At 53.2% G+C, this 15713-nt stretch carries 13 protein-coding genes; 9 read left to right on the top strand and 4 right to left on the bottom strand.

The window, feature by feature from the left end; translation table 11 throughout:
- Nucleotides 1-4 precede the first annotated feature (4 nt).
- Both HVY19_RS20335 and HVY19_RS20330 read right to left on the bottom strand, forming a co-directional pair.
- Entirely contained in the window at nucleotides 5-1273 is a 1269-nt protein-coding gene (locus HVY19_RS20335) for a GntP family permease (protein WP_181682368.1), read from the bottom strand.
- 119 nt (nucleotides 1274-1392) lie between these two features.
- Complete coding sequence (locus tag HVY19_RS20330; protein WP_181682367.1) at nucleotides 1393-2532, bottom strand: sugar diacid recognition domain-containing protein; 1140 nt, start codon at nucleotides 2530-2532, stop codon at nucleotides 1393-1395.
- 394 nt (nucleotides 2533-2926) lie between these two features.
- Here HVY19_RS20330 and rep point away from each other — a divergent pair, with 394 nt between their 5' ends.
- Nucleotides 2927-4951: a DNA helicase Rep gene (gene rep / locus HVY19_RS20325; RefSeq protein ID WP_181682366.1), complete on the top strand. Its 2025-nt coding sequence runs from the start codon at nucleotides 2927-2929 to the stop codon at nucleotides 4949-4951.
- A 37-nt stretch (nucleotides 4952-4988) separates the two neighbouring features.
- Here the strand turns inward: rep and gppA are convergent, their stop codons facing one another.
- Nucleotides 4989-6473 (bottom strand): guanosine-5'-triphosphate,3'-diphosphate diphosphatase, encoded by a 1485-nt coding sequence (gppA, locus tag HVY19_RS20320; protein ID WP_181682365.1) that lies wholly within the window; start codon nucleotides 6471-6473, stop codon nucleotides 4989-4991.
- A 5-nt stretch (nucleotides 6474-6478) separates the two neighbouring features.
- Nucleotides 6479-7744 (bottom strand): ATP-dependent RNA helicase RhlB, encoded by a 1266-nt coding sequence (rhlB, locus tag HVY19_RS20315; RefSeq protein ID WP_181682364.1) that lies wholly within the window; start codon nucleotides 7742-7744, stop codon nucleotides 6479-6481.
- Nucleotides 7745-7862: 118 nt separating this feature from the next.
- Here rhlB and trxA point away from each other — a divergent pair, with 118 nt between their 5' ends.
- From trxA to rffG, 8 genes are all read left to right on the top strand, one after another.
- On the top strand, nucleotides 7863-8192 hold the full coding sequence (gene trxA / locus HVY19_RS20310; protein ID WP_181682363.1) for a thioredoxin TrxA: 330 nt from the start codon (nucleotides 7863-7865) through the stop codon (nucleotides 8190-8192).
- A gap of 162 nt (nucleotides 8193-8354) precedes the next feature.
- On the top strand, nucleotides 8355-8447 hold the full coding sequence (locus HVY19_RS20305) for a rho operon leader peptide (protein WP_181684341.1): 93 nt from the start codon (nucleotides 8355-8357) through the stop codon (nucleotides 8445-8447).
- An 87-nt stretch (nucleotides 8448-8534) separates the two neighbouring features.
- A complete protein-coding gene (rho, locus tag HVY19_RS20300; protein ID WP_002437993.1) occupies nucleotides 8535-9794 on the top strand; it encodes a transcription termination factor Rho in 1260 nt (419 codons plus the stop codon).
- A 237-nt stretch (nucleotides 9795-10031) separates the two neighbouring features.
- The gene (wecA, locus tag HVY19_RS20295; protein ID WP_181682362.1) at nucleotides 10032-11135 is read left to right on the top strand and encodes a UDP-N-acetylglucosamine--undecaprenyl-phosphate N-acetylglucosaminephosphotransferase; all 1104 of its coding nucleotides are present in this window, start codon (nucleotides 10032-10034) and stop codon (nucleotides 11133-11135) included.
- Between the two features lie 12 nt (nucleotides 11136-11147).
- Complete coding sequence (wzzE, locus tag HVY19_RS20290; RefSeq protein ID WP_181682361.1) at nucleotides 11148-12194, top strand: ECA polysaccharide chain length modulation protein; 1047 nt, start codon at nucleotides 11148-11150, stop codon at nucleotides 12192-12194.
- A 55-nt stretch (nucleotides 12195-12249) separates the two neighbouring features.
- Nucleotides 12250-13380: a UDP-N-acetylglucosamine 2-epimerase (non-hydrolyzing) gene (gene wecB / locus HVY19_RS20285; RefSeq protein ID WP_181682360.1), complete on the top strand. Its 1131-nt coding sequence runs from the start codon at nucleotides 12250-12252 to the stop codon at nucleotides 13378-13380.
- On the top strand, nucleotides 13377-14639 hold the full coding sequence (gene wecC, locus HVY19_RS20280) for a UDP-N-acetyl-D-mannosamine dehydrogenase (protein ID WP_181682359.1): 1263 nt from the start codon (nucleotides 13377-13379) through the stop codon (nucleotides 14637-14639). Before wecB ends, wecC begins: the two co-directional genes overlap by 4 nt.
- A complete protein-coding gene (rffG, locus tag HVY19_RS20275) occupies nucleotides 14639-15706 on the top strand; it encodes a dTDP-glucose 4,6-dehydratase (RefSeq protein ID WP_181682358.1) in 1068 nt (355 codons plus the stop codon). The genes wecC and rffG overlap by 1 nt, the downstream gene beginning before the upstream one ends.
- Nucleotides 15707-15713 lie beyond the last annotated feature (7 nt).

Raw genomic sequence — 15713 nt, 5'->3', positions numbered from 1 at the left:
GTGCTTACCCGGCGAGTCCAAAGACACCGAACATCAGTGTCGAAATCAATGCAATGACAAAACCCACAAGGGTTTCATACGGCAGAAGTTTTAAACGTTCGTGGATTTGCATGCTGACGCTGCCGCCCGTGGCGTGGAAGAAGCTGCCGTGGGGGAGGTGATCCAGTACGGTTGCGCCCGCATGAATCATGGCCGCACCGGCAAGTGCTGAGACACCAAGGCCAAGCAGCGTTTGGCTGAACACGCCAGCCGCGACGGCGGTGCCTGCGGTTGTGGAGGCGGTTGCCATCGACATGATCGCGCCGGAAATCGGTGCCAGCAGATAAGACGGCAGGCCTGATGTGGTTAGCCCCTGAATCAGTACATCTTTTAACTCGGAGTTCGCGATGATACCCGCCAGCGTACCGGTACCGAGCAGCATAATGGCGACCGGTGCCATACGATTCAACCCGGACATCATAAAGGCGTTACTGTGTTTAAACCGGCCCATCAGGATCGCACCGACTAACCCACCCACCGGCAGGGCAATCAGTGGGTCGATAGCAATTCCTGCCAGCGGGCGCAGTGCCAGCAGCACGATAGCGACCAGCGGCGCGCTGATTGCGGCCAGGAATCCGGGTTGCTCTCCATGTATGCTGTTTGAAATCACCTCTTCCGCTGTCACCATCGAGCCTTTCTGGCTCAGGCGCTTGGCCAGTAGGTAGGCAACCACCAGACCGAACAGTCCGGGAATAATCCCTGCCATCATGACGGAGGTGAGGGGAACGTGGAATGAGTCTGACGCGGCAATGGCATTGGGGTTCGGCGACATCACGTTGCCAGCTTTACCCCCGCCAATCATCGCCAGCAAAATAGCGAGTTTGGACAAGCCTGCTCGTCTGGCGATCGACAGCGCAATCGGTGCGACGGTAATCACCGCGACATCAATAAACACGCCGACGGCAGTCAAAATCATGGTGGCGATAGCTAACGCTAAAAGCGCACGGCTTTCGCCGACTTTTTTAACCACCGTTTCGGCGATGGTGTTAGCCGCGCCGGATTCAATCAGGACACCCGCCAGAACGCCTGCCGCCAGAATACGCAGGACGGCGTTGGTTATGCCCTGTGCGCCGGTCACCATCAGCGTAACGGTCTGCACCAGATCGGCGCCGCCAACGAGCCCACCGACCAGCGCACCGACCATCATGCCGTAAGCGGGAGAAACTTTTCGTAAGATTAAAACGATCGCCACCACGAGTGCGATGATGGCGCCTGTTGCGGATATTGAAACCATCTTCTGCTTTCTCCATAAAATTTGCAGAGGGCAGTATGGAGAAGCCTGTTCAAATAGCCTTGGGTGGTTCTGCTAAATAATCGCGACTCAGCGCAGGTGAATTTGGAGGAAACTACAGATCAGCGATGCAGCTCCATGCCGATATACAACCAAAGTAGTTGTTTTAAGTTGTTGATTTTTATCCCGGTAATATCTTCAACCCGCTGCAAGCGATAGCGTAAAGTATTGACATGAATATGCAGACTGGTCGCTGTTTGCGGGAGATCACAATTATGTTCGAAATAGTGGTGCAGCGTTTTTTGCAAAACGCCTTTTGCGTCCTGGTCGACCAGGTTACGCCAAATTTTTGATAACTCTTCCGCTTGCCAGGTATCTGAAAGTCCGCCCAGCAAAGAGGCCAGCGCGTAGTCATCATGAAAAATAAATTGATGCTTTAACTTCAGTCTTCTGGCCATCGCTTGCGTTGATTTTGCCGTCTGGTAAGAGCGGCGTAGACCATTTTCGCCCGCAAAAAAGCCGCCAACAATCAGGCGTGAAAAGCCGCAGGATTGGGCGTAATGCTTGAATTTCTGTAGCTCATTCAGCTCCTGAGATTTATCCCAGCCGCTATTTTTCACGCTAATGGGCTTTAAAATGATGAGTTCGTTGAAATCGGAAAACGTCACCAGATGATCGCGGGCGCTGTACTCAAAATAATCCATCAGGTTTCTCAGGGCGTCGCGATCCGGCTGCTGTAACTCCATAATCAACACCACGCGTGGGACCTGGAGATTGACGCCCAGCCACGAAACGACCGCGCTTAACGACGACGGCGGCTGATCCCGCAAAATAAGCTGATTGATCAACTCTTCCCGGTAGCGTTTATCCCACTGTTTTTGCTCAAGTAGCGCCATTTGTTCGATGATGAGTTCGGACGCCATTTTTACGAGCTGCGCGTAGGCTTTGACTTCACTTGGCTCACCGGTAATGCCCAGAACCCCTATCAGTCTATCGCGGAAGTTAATCGGTAAATTGATACCGGGCTTCACCCCTTTGAGCTTATCCGCGGTGGCGGAGTCGATTTCAACAACCCGGTTTTCGGTCAGTGCCAGCACTGCGCCTTCATGGCGCTGATGTAATCGTGAGGATTCGCCGGACGCGATGATCATGCCGTGCTCATTCATGACATTTACCGAGTAGGGGATGATCCCCATTGTGCGTTGCACAATCTGGCGTGCGGTTGAGTCTTGTAGGTAGTAATTGGCTTGAATCTTATTCATTGTATGCTCAGCATAAGAGGAGGGGGCAGTCCGTGGCTCACCCCTGATGTATTAGCGTATTTAGCGTTGAAATGTTTCGGATGAACAGACAAAGAAAGTGGGTTGAACGGCCCCTTTTTTGTTGATTTGTACAAACAGAAGCAGCAGTGCATGAATATTTTTACTGTTTTGCTTTTAAACTCAAGACGTTAATTCAGCTCTACCTGCTTCCGTTGTTAAACTTTTTCCGTGTGATCGCTGTAGGGTATTGTTCAGGAATCAATTATTGATAGCGAGCATACGAGAGGTTATTTTTCTTTCAAAGGCGGCTAAGCGCGAGAAAACGGAACGCTCAATCTCTGCCTCGCTTTCTGCTACAATTCCTCCCCCGTTCGAAGATTGAGCACGATTTCCTATGCGTTTAAACCCCGGCCAACAACAAGCAGTCGAATTCGTCACCGGACCTTGCCTGGTGCTGGCAGGAGCGGGTTCCGGTAAGACGCGCGTCATCACCAATAAAATTGCCCATCTGATCCGTGGCTGCGGCTATCAGGCACGGCACATTGCGGCGGTCACCTTTACCAATAAAGCGGCGCGCGAAATGAAAGAGCGTGTCGGCCAGACGCTTGGGCGAAAAGAGGCGCGCGGACTGATGATCTCTACCTTCCATACCCTGGGTCTGGAAGTGATTAAACGCGAATACGCGGCGCTGGGGATGAAATCGAATTTCTCGCTGTTCGACGATACGGACCAACTGGCGTTGTTGAAAGAGCTGACCGAGGGTCTGATTGAGGATGACAAGCTTGTTCTCCAGCAACTGATCTCCACGATCTCCAACTGGAAAAACGATCTCAAAACGCCCGCTCAGGCGGCGGCTACCGCTATCGGTGAGCGAGACCGCATTTTCGCCCACTGCTATAGCCTGTACGACGCGCATCTGAAAGCCTGTAACGTGCTTGATTTCGACGATCTCATTCTGTTGCCGACACTGCTGCTTCAGCGAAATGAAGAGGTACGTGAACGCTGGCAGAATAAGATTCGCTATCTGCTGGTGGATGAATACCAGGATACCAACACCAGCCAGTACGAACTGGTAAAACTGCTGGTGGGGAATCGCGCGCGCTTTACCGTGGTGGGTGACGATGACCAGTCAATCTACTCCTGGCGCGGCGCGCGGCCGCAAAACCTGGTGCTGTTAAGCCAGGATTTCCCGGCGCTGCAGGTGATCAAGCTGGAGCAGAACTACCGTTCTTCCGGGCGCATCCTGAAGGCGGCAAATATCCTGATTGCCAATAATCCACACGTATTTGAAAAACGCCTTTTCTCTGAACTGGGCTATGGCGCGGAACTCAAGGTATTGAGCGCCAACAATGAAGAACATGAAGCTGAGCGGGTGACCGGGGAGCTGATCGCTCATCACTTTGTGAACAAAACGGAATATAAAGATTACGCCATTCTGTATCGCGGCAACCATCAGGCACGGGTGTTCGAAAAATTCCTGATGCAGAACCGTATTCCGTACAAAATTTCCGGCGGCACATCGTTCTTCTCGCGTCCGGAGATCAAAGATCTGCTGGCCTACCTGCGGGTATTGACCAACCCGGATGATGACAGTGCATTCCTGCGCATTGTGAATACACCAAAACGCGAAATCGGCCCCGCCACGCTGCAAAAGTTGGGTGAGTGGGCGACGACGCGCAATAAAAGCCTGTTTACCGCCAGCTTTGACATGGGGTTGAGCCAGACCCTCACCGGGCGCGGTTATGATTCCCTCACCCGCTTTACCCACTGGCTGGGTGAGATACAGCGTCTGGCAGAGCGTGAGCCGATTGCGGCCGTGCGCGATCTTATTCATGGCATTGATTACGAATCCTGGCTGTATGAAACCTCGCCGAGTCCAAAAGCCGCTGAAATGCGGATGAAAAACGTCAACCAGCTGTTTAGCTGGATGACCGAAATGCTGGAAGGCAGCGAACTGGACGAACCAATGACGCTGACCCAGGTTGTCACCCGGTTCACCCTGCGCGACATGATGGAGCGCGGCGAAAGCGAAGAAGAGTTGGATCAGGTTCAACTGATGACCCTGCATGCCTCGAAAGGTCTGGAATTTCCTTACGTGTTTATGGTGGGCATGGAGGAAGGCTTTCTGCCGCACCAGAGCAGCATCGACGAAGACAATATCGATGAAGAGCGCCGTCTGGCCTATGTTGGGATCACCCGTGCGCAGAAAGAGCTGATCTTTACGTTGTGTAAAGAGCGTCGTCAGTACGGTGAACTGGTGCGTCCGGAGCCAAGTCGTTTCCTGCTGGAGTTACCGCAGGACGATCTGATCTGGGAGCAGGAGCGTAAAGTGGTCAGTGCCGAAGAACGCATGCAGAAGGGGCAGGCCAGCATCGCGAATATTCGCGCCATGATGGCAAAAGCAAAAGAGAAGTCGTAGGCCGGATCCGCGCGAGCGCCATCCGGCAAATCAACAATTACCGCACTTCCAGCGGCCAGTGGACATAGCTTTGCCACTGGCTTTCTTGATCAATCAACTCTTTCCCCAACGGATGCTGCGCCAGCCAGCCTTCAGGTAACGTCAGCGTCAGAATTTCATTGTCAGCTCGCATGGAAATCGCGGGCAGGAGGTCGTCACGTCGGCGACTGGCAAAGATAATCGCCAGTCTGAGTAAACGACAGAGATGTTCAGCCACGCGCGGCGGTACGGCGTTTTGCTGATGCAGCGAAGAAAGGTCGACCGGATTGGTCTGGTTTAACAGCAGTGTGGCAAGAAGCTTTTTCTGCGCCGGCGTGAAGCCAGGCAAATCGAGATTACGCACCAGGTAGGCCGCATGCTGGGGGGCCTGCTTAAAATCAACGCTCAGGCCAATTTCATGCAACAGGCATGCGCTGATCAGAAGTTCACGGCTGATCGGCTCCAGATGCCACTCATTCTCGACCTGATCGAGAAAATTAACCGCCAGTCCAGCGACACGCTGCGCCTGTTCGGTATCCACCATAAAACGACGCTGAATATTGCGCAATGTGCGACTACGAATGTCCTGATCAACAGAGAGATGCAGCATTCCATAGACCAGTCCTTCACGCAGCGCTCCCCCCGCCAGCGTCATGCACTGAATATTCAACTCGGTGAAAATGGCGATCAGAATGGCCAGCCCGCTCGGGAAGACTAACGCGCGCTCCAGCGTTAACCCTTCGATTTCCAGCTCTTCAAGACGACCACAGTGGATCGCCCGCTGTTTTAACTGCTGAAGTTTGGCGAGGGTGATACGTTCATCCATCCCTTGCGCCATCATAATTTCCTGCAACGCCTGGACGGTGCCAGAGGCGCCAACGCAGACTTTCCATCCGTGGTAGCGCAATTCGTCGGCAACCGGACGCAGCACATCACGCGCCGCTTTTTCTGCTTCGTCGAAATTTTCTTGCGCCAGATTGCGGTCGGTAAAGTAGCGTTCAAGCCAGGTGACACAGCCCATCGACAGGCTGAACAGCGAGGTGGTTTGCGCACCCGTGCCGGTCACCAGCTCGGTACTGGCCCCGCCGATATCCACCACCAGACGCTGATCTGCGCCGCCGGTAGTATGGGCCACGCCCTGATAAATCAAACGCGCTTCTTCTTCCCCGCTGATGACCTGGACCGGACAGCCGAGGATCTCCTGCGCTTTGGCGATAAACTCACCGGCATTCACGGCGATGCGCAGCGTTGCCGTAGCGACCACGCGAATTTGCGGTTGAGGAATGTCTTGCAGACGCTCAGCAAACAGACGCAGGCATTGCCAGCCGCGCTCCATTGCTTCAGCAGAGAGGACATTTTCGCTATTCAGGCCAGCAGCCAGACGCACCTTACGTTTAATTCGCGTGAGCGTCTGGATGCTTCCTGCCACCTCACGTACAACCAGCATATGAAAACTGTTCGAACCTAAATCAATAGCGGCGTAAATTGAGGTGGAGCTAAACATATTTTTTAACCTGAACGACGACGATTACGCGGTGCGCCAGCACGACGCGGACCATTTCCCGGGCGTGTGCGCGTCAGGCGCAGCGGCTTCGGCAAGTCAGTCATCAGCGCTTCCGGATTGTATTTGCTCACCGGAATCGAGTGACCAATGTACTCCTCAATCGCCGGGAGGTTCAGCGCATACTCTTCACACGCGAGGCTGATAGAGTGCCCGCTTGCGCCCGCGCGACCGGTACGGCCAATGCGGTGCACGTAGTCTTCACAATCATCCGGGAGATCGAAGTTAAAGACGTGCGTTACTGCTGGAATATGCAGGCCGCGTGCAGCAACGTCGGTGGCGACCAGAATATCCAGATCGCCACGGGTGAATTCATCAAGAATACGCAGGCGTTTTTTCTGCGCCACGTCGCCGGTCAACAGACCTACACGATGACCGTCAGCCGCCAGACTACCCCAGATTTCTTCGCAACGATGTTTGGTGTTGGCGAAAACAATGGCGCGATCGGGCCACTCTTCTTCAATCAGCGTTTGCAGTAAACGCATTTTTTCTTCGTTAGAAGGATAGAAGAGCTCTTCTTTGATACGGTGGCCGGTTTTCTGCTCTGGCTCGACTTCAACGTACTCGGCGTTGTTCATCTGTTCAAACGCCAGTTCACGAACACGGTAAGAAAGGGTTGCGGAGAATAACATGTTCAGGCGCTGCGTCGTCGGCGGCATGCGGCGGAACAACCAGCGGATATCTTTAATAAAGCCCAGATCGTACATGCGATCGGCTTCATCGAGGACAACAACCTGAATCGCGCCCAGGTTGATGTGGTTCTGTTTTGCGTAGTCGATCAGACGACCCGTGGTGCCGATAAGAATATCGACGCCGCTTTCCAGCACTTTAAGCTGTTTGTCGTAGCCGTCACCGCCGTAAGCGAGTCCCAGCTTCAGACCCGTGGTCTGTGCAAGCGGCTCAGCGTCGGCGTGGATCTGCACGGCTAACTCACGCGTCGGCGCCATAATAATAGCGCGTGGCTGGTTCACCTTGCGATCGGCAATCGCGGGATGAGAGAGAAGATAATGAAACGTTGACGTCAGGAACGCCATCGTTTTTCCGGTACCGGTTTGCGCCTGCCCTGCAACATCACGACCTGCCAGCGTTAGCGGCAGTGCGAGAGCCTGAATGGGCGTGCAGTTATGAAAGCCTTTGTTTTCAAGGGCTTCGATTACCTTAGGGTGCAGGGCGAAGTCGGTAAACTTCTGTTCTGTTAAATGTGTTTTGCTCATAGTGTGGTAGAATATCAGCTTACTATTGCTTTACGAAAGCGTATCCGGTGAAATAAAGTCAACCTTTAGTTGGTTAATGTTACACCAACAAGCAAGGCTTATTCCTGTGGAGTTATATATGAGCGATAAAATTATTCACCTGACTGATGACCGTTTTGACACGGAAGTACTCAAAGCGGACGGGGCGATCCTCGTCGATTTCTGGGCAGAGTGGTGCGGACCGTGCAAAATGATCGCCCCGATTCTGGATGAAATCGCTGACGAATATCAGGGAAAACTGACGGTTGCTAAGTTGAACATTGACCAGAACCCAGGCACTGCGCCGAAGTATGGCATCCGTGGCATCCCGACCCTGCTGCTGTTCAAGAATGGTGAAGTAGCTGCAACCAAAGTGGGCGCACTGTCCAAAGGCCAGCTGAAAGAGTTCCTCGACGCCAACCTGGCCTAAGCAGGAAGCCTCTCGTTCGGGCGACCTGATTCCTAATTGCTTAGGATGACTGGACGCCCGACTTGAGTCGTGCTAAGTTAGTGTTGACTTCGTAGTAAGCATACCTTATTAAGTTTGAATCTTGATTTACTCCAGTACTTCCCGTTTTTTCTCGCGCGAGAAGTGGACAGATTCAAGGCCTTATCATTCAATCCGTCTTGTCGTTTCAGTTCTGCGTACCTTCTTGTGACCAGACAGCGAACAGACATGAATTGATGGCCGTAAACAGGCATGGATGACCCTGCCATACCATTCACAACATTAAGTTCGAGATTTACCCCAAGTTTAAGAACTCACACCATTATGAATCTTACCGAATTAAAGAATACGCCGGTTTCTGAGCTGATCACTCTCGGCGAAAATATGGGGCTGGAAAATCTGGCTCGTATGCGCAAGCAGGACATTATTTTTGCCATCCTGAAGCAGCACGCAAAGAGTGGCGAAGATATCTTTGGTGACGGTGTGCTGGAGATATTGCAGGATGGATTTGGTTTCCTCCGCTCCGCAGACAGCTCCTACCTCGCCGGTCCTGATGACATCTACGTTTCCCCTAGCCAAATCCGTCGTTTCAACCTCCGCACTGGTGATACCATCTCAGGTAAGATTCGCCCGCCGAAAGAAGGCGAACGCTATTTTGCGCTGTTGAAAGTTAACGAAGTTAACTATGACAAACCGGAAAACGCCCGTAACAAAATCCTCTTCGAAAACTTAACCCCGCTGCATGCAAACTCTCGTCTGCGTATGGAACGTGGTAATGGTTCTACCGAAGACTTAACGGCACGCGTTCTGGATCTGGCGTCGCCGATTGGCCGTGGTCAACGTGGTCTGATTGTTGCACCGCCGAAAGCGGGTAAAACCATGCTGTTGCAGAACATCGCGCAGAGCATTGCCTACAACCACCCAGACTGTGTGCTGATGGTGCTGCTGATTGACGAACGTCCGGAAGAAGTGACCGAGATGCAGCGTCTGGTTAAAGGTGAAGTGGTTGCTTCAACCTTTGACGAACCCGCATCTCGCCACGTTCAGGTAGCGGAAATGGTGATCGAGAAGGCGAAACGCCTGGTTGAGCACAAGAAAGACGTTATCATCCTGCTCGACTCCATCACCCGTCTGGCACGTGCCTACAACACCGTCGTACCGGCATCCGGTAAAGTTCTGACCGGTGGTGTGGACGCCAACGCCCTGCATCGTCCGAAGCGTTTCTTCGGTGCGGCACGTAACGTGGAAGAGGGCGGCAGTCTGACCATCATCGCTACCGCGCTTATCGATACCGGCTCCAAAATGGATGAAGTTATCTACGAAGAGTTTAAAGGCACCGGTAACATGGAACTGCACCTCTCGCGTAAGATCGCTGAAAAACGCGTCTTCCCGGCTATCGACTACAACCGTTCCGGTACCCGTAAAGAAGAGCTGCTTACCACTCAGGAAGAGCTGCAGAAAATGTGGATCCTGCGCAAAATTATCCACCCGATGGGTGAAATCGACGCAATGGAATTCCTCATTAACAAGCTGGCGATGACCAAGACTAACGACGACTTCTTCGACATGATGAAGCGCTCGTAATTGGGCTCCCCTTCGAAAACGCCACGTTTTTACGTGGCGTTTTGCTTTTATGTCTGTAATCTTAACGCCACACTGATAAATATGTGTTATCACATCCCTTTGCTGGCGTTCCGTTCTGCAATAGCATTGCATGGTTAAAAATTATACAAAACAGACGGTTCGGAATGGAGTTTCCCTTCTGAATAGAGGGCTTCGTGGTTATACTTCGGCTAATCATTTTCTCTGAGAGCATGCATTGTGAATTTACTGACAGTCAGTACTGATCTCATCAGTATTTTTTTATTCACGACACTGTTCCTGTTTTTTGCACGGAAGGTCGCAAAAAAAGTGGGTTTAGTGGATAAACCTAACTTCCGCAAGCGCCACCAGGGTCTTATTCCGTTAGTGGGAGGCATCTCGGTTTACGCGGGTATTTGCTTCACTTTCGGGATTGTTAACTATTATATTCCTCATGCTGCTCTCTATCTGGCTTGTGCGGGTGTACTGGTATTTATCGGTGCGCTGGACGATCGCTTTGATATCAGCGTAAAAATTCGCGCCACCATTCAGGCCGCCATTGGTGTAGTAATGATGGTGGTCGGTAAGCTCTACCTCAGCAGCCTGGGTTATATCTTTGGCCCATGGGAGATGGTGCTCGGCCCCTTCGGTTATTTCCTGACGTTGTTCGCCGTATGGGCTGCAATCAACGCATTTAACATGGTTGATGGTATCGACGGATTACTGGGAGGGCTCTCCAGCGTGTCGTTTGCCGCGATGGGGCTCATCCTGTGGTTCGATGGTCAGACAAGCCTCGCCATCTGGTGCTTTGCCATGATTGCGGCCATCCTGCCTTATATTATGCTCAACCTGGGTGTGCTGGGGCGTCGCTATAAAGTGTTTATGGGCGATGCGGGCAGTACGCTGATTGGCTTTACCGTAATTTGGATCTTGTTAGAAACCACTCAGGGTAAAACGCACCCGATAAGCCCGGTGACCGCGCTGTGGATTATTGCTATTCCGCTGATGGATATGGTCGCGATTATGTACCGTCGGTTGCGTAAAGGAATGAGTCCTTTTTCGCCCGATCGCCAGCATATTCATCATTTGATCATGCGAGCCGGTTTTACTTCCCGGCAAGCATTTGTCCTGATCACCCTTGCCGCGGCTATTCTGGCATCTATTGGGGTGGCTGCGGAATATTCTCATTTCGTTCCTGAATGGGTCATGTTGGTGCTCTTTTTGCTAGCATTCTTCCTTTACGGCTACTGTATTAAGCGTGCATGGAAAGTGGCGAGATTTATCAAACGGATGAAGCGCAGACTACGAAAAAACCGTGATAACAATCCAAAATTAACCAAGTAAATCGAGGGTGCGATGACTCAATCATTACCGAGGGCACACGCCGTGAGCGCTGAAAATGAACTGGATATTCGGGGTTTATTTCGTACTTTGTGGGCTGGAAAGGGTTGGATTGTCGGGATTGCGCTGTTATTTGCGCTTATTGCGCTGGCGTATACCTTTTTTGCACGACAAGAGTGGAGTGCGACGGCCATCTCCGATCGTCCTACGGTGAATATGTTGGGGGGGTACTACTCCCAGCAGCAGTTCTTACGTAATCTGGATGTCAAAGCCAACGAGTCGCCTGCTGAACAGACGTCGGTTATGGACGACGCGTACAAAGAGTTCGTGATGCAGTTGGCCTCCTGGGATACGCGTCGCGATTTCTGGCGGCAGACGGACTATTACAAGCAGCGGATGGTGGACAACAGCAAAGCGGATAACGCGATGCTGGATGAGCTGATTAATAATATCCAGTTTACCCCCGGTGATTTCACCCGAGCGATTAACGACAGCGTGAAACTCATAGCAGAAACGGCGCCCGATGCCAATAACCTGCTGCGTCAGTATGTCGCTTTCGCCAGCCAGCGTGCGGCAAGTCATCTCAACGATGAACTCAAAGGCGCATGGGCGGCGCGCACGGTACAAATGCAAGCGCAGGTTAAACGCCAGGAAGAGGTCGCGAAAGCCATTTTCTCCCGCCGCGTTAACAGCATTGAGCAGGCGCTCAAAATCGCTGAACAGCAGAATATCTCTCGTACAGCGACCGATGTTCCCACCGACGAATTGCCGGATTCTGAGCTGTTCCTGCTTGGGCGTCCGATGCTTCAGGCTCGCCTCGAAAACTTACAGGCGGTCGGCCCCTCCTTCGATCTGGATTACTTCCAAAACCGAGCCATGCTAAATACATTGAACGTCGGTCCGACACTGGATCCACGTTTTCAGACCTATCGCTATTTGCGTACGCCGGAAGAGCCGGTAAAACGCGATAGCCCGCGCCGCGCCTTCCTGATGGTGATGTGGGGTATCGTCGGAGGGCTTATCGGCGCAGGTGTCGCCTTAACCCGCCGTCGCACGATTTAGCACTACTGCCACAGTGAGGGGCTGGGGCCTCACTGACTATTCGAAGAGAATCGATGTGAAAGTACTGACTGTATTTGGTACGCGACCGGAGGCCATTAAAATGGCGCCTCTGGTGCATGCGCTGGAAAAAGATCCCTATTTCGAGACCAAGGTTTGCGTGACTGCGCAGCACCGGGAAATGCTCGATCAGGTCTTAAACCTCTTTTCCATCGTACCTGACTACGATCTCAACATTATGCAGCCTGGTCAGGGACTGACAGAAATTACCTGTCGGATACTGGAAGGGCTGAAGCCCATCCTCGCTGAATTTAAACCGGATGTCGTGCTGGTTCATGGCGATACTACAACCACAATAGCGACCAGTCTTGCCGCCTTCTACCAGCGTATTCCCGTTGGACACGTTGAGGCGGGGCTGCGCACCGGGGATCTCTACTCTCCCTGGCCAGAAGAAGCTAACCGCACGCTGACCGGGCGTCTGGCGATGTATCATTTCGCGCCGACGGAAAACTCCCGCCAGAATCTCCTGCGGGAAAATATTGCCGATAACCGCATTTTTGTGACTGGCAACACGGTGATTGATGCCCTGATTTGGGTGCGGGACCAGGTTCTGGCAAGCGATACGCTGCGCTCAGAACTGGCTGAACAATATCCCTTCCTGAACTCGGATAAGAAGCTCATCCTGGTGACCGGTCATCGCCGTGAAAGCTTCGGCAAAGGGTTTGAACAGATTTGCCATGCGCTGGCAGAAATTGCGGCCGCCAATCAGGACGTGCAAATCGTCTATCCAGTCCACCTGAATCCAAACGTTAGCGAGCCGGTCAACCGCATTCTCGGTCATGTTGAAAACGTGATGCTGATTGAGCCGCAGGATTATCTGCCTTTCGTCTGGCTGATGAATCACGCCTGGCTGATTTTGACCGATTCCGGCGGCATTCAGGAAGAGGCACCGTCGTTGGGTAAACCGGTGCTGGTGATGCGCGAAACCACTGAACGTCCAGAGGCGATTACTGCAGGCACAGTGCGTCTGGTGGGTACCGACACCCGGCGTATTGTCGAAGAAGTCTCGCGTTTACTGCACGATGAAAACGAATATCAGACCATGAGCCGCGCCCATAACCCGTACGGCGACGGGCAGGCTTGTAGCCGAATTTTATATGCATTAAAAAACAATCGGATATCGCTATGAGTTTTTCTACCATTTCTGTTATTGGGCTGGGATATATCGGTTTGCCGACGGCGGCTGCCTTCGCTTCGCGCCAAAAGCAGGTCATTGGGGTGGATGTCAATCCACATGCGGTGGAGACGATCAACCGCGGTGAAATCCATATTGTTGAGCCAGATCTTGATAAGGTCGTGAAAACGGCGGTTGAAGGTGGCTATCTGCGCGCGACCACTACGCCACCCGAAGCGGATGCCTACTTGATTGCAGTGCCTACGCCCTTTAAAGGCGAACATGAGCCGGACATGGCCTACGTCGAAGCAGCGGCAAAATCGGTCGCGCCAGTGTTGAAAAAAGGCGCACTGGTGATTCTTGAATCCACCTCTCCGGTAGGGGCCACCGAGCAGATGGCCGCGTGGCTGGCCGAAATGCGCCCGGACCTCACCTTTCCGCAACAGGCGGGTGAGCAGGCGGATATCAACATTGCATATTGTCCGGAGCGCGTTTTGCCAGGGCAGGTCATGGTTGAATTAATTAAGAATGACCGCGTGATTGGCGGTATGACGCCGGTCTGTTCGGCGCGCGCCAGCGAACTGTACAAGATATTCCTTGAAGGTGAGTGCGTGGTGACCAACTCACGCACCGCAGAGATGTGCAAGCTGACGGAAAACAGCTTCCGCGACGTAAACATTGCCTTTGCCAACGAACTGTCGCTGATTTGCGCCGAGCAGGGGATTAACGTCTGGGAGCTGATTCGTCTGGCGAATCGCCACCCGCGCGTCAATATCCTGCAACCAGGTCCTGGCGTGGGGGGGCACTGTATCGCCGTCGACCCGTGGTTTATCGTGGCGCAGAATCCACAGCAGTCGCGGCTAATCCGCACTGCGCGTGAAGTTAACGACGGCAAGCCGCAGTGGGTTGTCGATCGCGTTAAAGCCGCCGTGGCGGACTGCCTGACAGCGACCAATAAACGCGCCAGTGAAGTGAAAATTGCCTGTTTTGGCCTGGCCTTCAAACCGAATATTGACGATCTGCGTGAAAGCCCGGCGATGGGGATTGCGCAGAGTATCGCGCAGTGGCACAGCGGCGAAACGCTGGTGGTCGAACCCAATATCCACCAGTTGCCGAAAAAGCTGGACGGACTTTGCACGCTGGCAAAACTGGATGACGCGCTGCAAACGGCCGATGTGCTGGTCATGCTGGTCGATCACAATGAATTTAAAGCCATCTCTGGCGACGCCGTTTGCCAGCAGTACGTGGTTGATACGAAGGGAGTCTGGCGCTAATGAAACGGATCATGGTGACGGGCGGCGCGGGCTTTATCGGCTCGGCGGTGGTGCGACATATCATTAACGAGACGGCGGACGCTGTCGTGGTGGTTGATAAACTCACCTACGCCGGAAATCTGATGTCCCTGACGTCAGTTGCGCAAAGCGATCGCTTTGCCTTCGAAAAGGTCGATATTTGCGATCGCGCCGCGCTGGACCGTGTATTCGCGGAGTATCAGCCGGACTGCGTAATGCACCTGGCGGCAGAAAGCCACGTTGACCGCTCCATCGACGGTCCGGCGGCGTTTATCGAAACCAACATCGTGGGCACGTACACGCTGCTGGAAGCGGTACGAACGTACTGGAGCGCGTTGGCGCAAGAGAAGAAATCCGCGTTCCGTTTTCACCATATCTCCACTGACGAAGTGTATGGCGACCTGCACTCCACGGATGATTTCTTTACCGAAACCACGCCATATGCGCCGAGCAGCCCGTACTCCGCATCGAAAGCCAGCAGCGATCATCTCGTTCGCGCCTGGCTGCGCACCTACGGTTTCCCGACGCTTGTCACCAACTGCTCCAATAACTATGGCCCGTATCATTTTCCGGAGAAACTGATTCCGCTGATGATCCTTAACGCGCTGGCGGGCAAACCGCTGCCGGTGTATGGCAACGGGCAGCAGGTCAGAGACTGGCTGTATGTGGAAGATCACGCCCGGGCGCTGTACCGCGTTGTAACGACTGGCGTGGTTGGCGAAACCTACAACATTGGCGGGCATAACGAGCGTAAGAATCTGGACGTGGTCGAGACGATTTGCGATCTGCTGGAAGACCTCGCCCCGCATAAACCGCAGGGTATCGCGCACTACCGCGAGCTGATAACGTTCGTCGACGATCGTCCCGGGCACGACTTACGTTACGCCATCGACGCGGCGAAAATCGCGCGCGAGCTTGGCTGGACGCCGGAAGAGACGTTCGAAAGCGGGATGCGAAAAACCGTGCAGTGGTATCTGGCGAACGAAGCCTGGTGGAAGCCCGTTCAGGACGGTTCTTATCAGGGTGAACGTTTGGGTCTGAAGGGCTAATTCCCGG

The organism is Citrobacter sp. RHB25-C09 (genome assembly GCF_013836145.1).
Lineage (GTDB): Bacteria > Pseudomonadota > Gammaproteobacteria > Enterobacterales > Enterobacteriaceae > Citrobacter_A.
The sequence above is the reverse complement of the archived record's forward strand: the minus strand, read 5'-3'. Positions and strand labels throughout refer to the sequence as shown.

Excerpts from the sequence above, each read along its gene's own strand:
- rhlB (WP_181682364.1), bottom strand. The coding sequence starts at position 7,744 with ATGAGCAAAACACATTTAACAGAACAGAAGTTTACCGACTTCGCCCTG.
- wecC (WP_181682359.1), top strand. The coding sequence starts at position 13,377 with ATGAGTTTTTCTACCATTTCTGTTATTGGGCTGGGATATATCGGTTTG.
- rho (WP_002437993.1), top strand. The coding sequence starts at position 8,535 with ATGAATCTTACCGAATTAAAGAATACGCCGGTTTCTGAGCTGATCACT.
- gppA (WP_181682365.1), bottom strand. The coding sequence starts at position 6,473 with ATGTTTAGCTCCACCTCAATTTACGCCGCTATTGATTTAGGTTCGAAC.
- wzzE (WP_181682361.1), top strand. The coding sequence starts at position 11,148 with ATGACTCAATCATTACCGAGGGCACACGCCGTGAGCGCTGAAAATGAA.
- HVY19_RS20330 (WP_181682367.1), bottom strand. The coding sequence starts at position 2,532 with ATGAATAAGATTCAAGCCAATTACTACCTACAAGACTCAACCGCACGC.
- HVY19_RS20335 (WP_181682368.1), bottom strand. The coding sequence starts at position 1,273 with ATGGTTTCAATATCCGCAACAGGCGCCATCATCGCACTCGTGGTGGCG.
- rffG (WP_181682358.1), top strand. The coding sequence starts at position 14,639 with ATGAAACGGATCATGGTGACGGGCGGCGCGGGCTTTATCGGCTCGGCG.
- rep (WP_181682366.1), top strand. The coding sequence starts at position 2,927 with ATGCGTTTAAACCCCGGCCAACAACAAGCAGTCGAATTCGTCACCGGA.
- trxA (WP_181682363.1), top strand. The coding sequence starts at position 7,863 with ATGAGCGATAAAATTATTCACCTGACTGATGACCGTTTTGACACGGAA.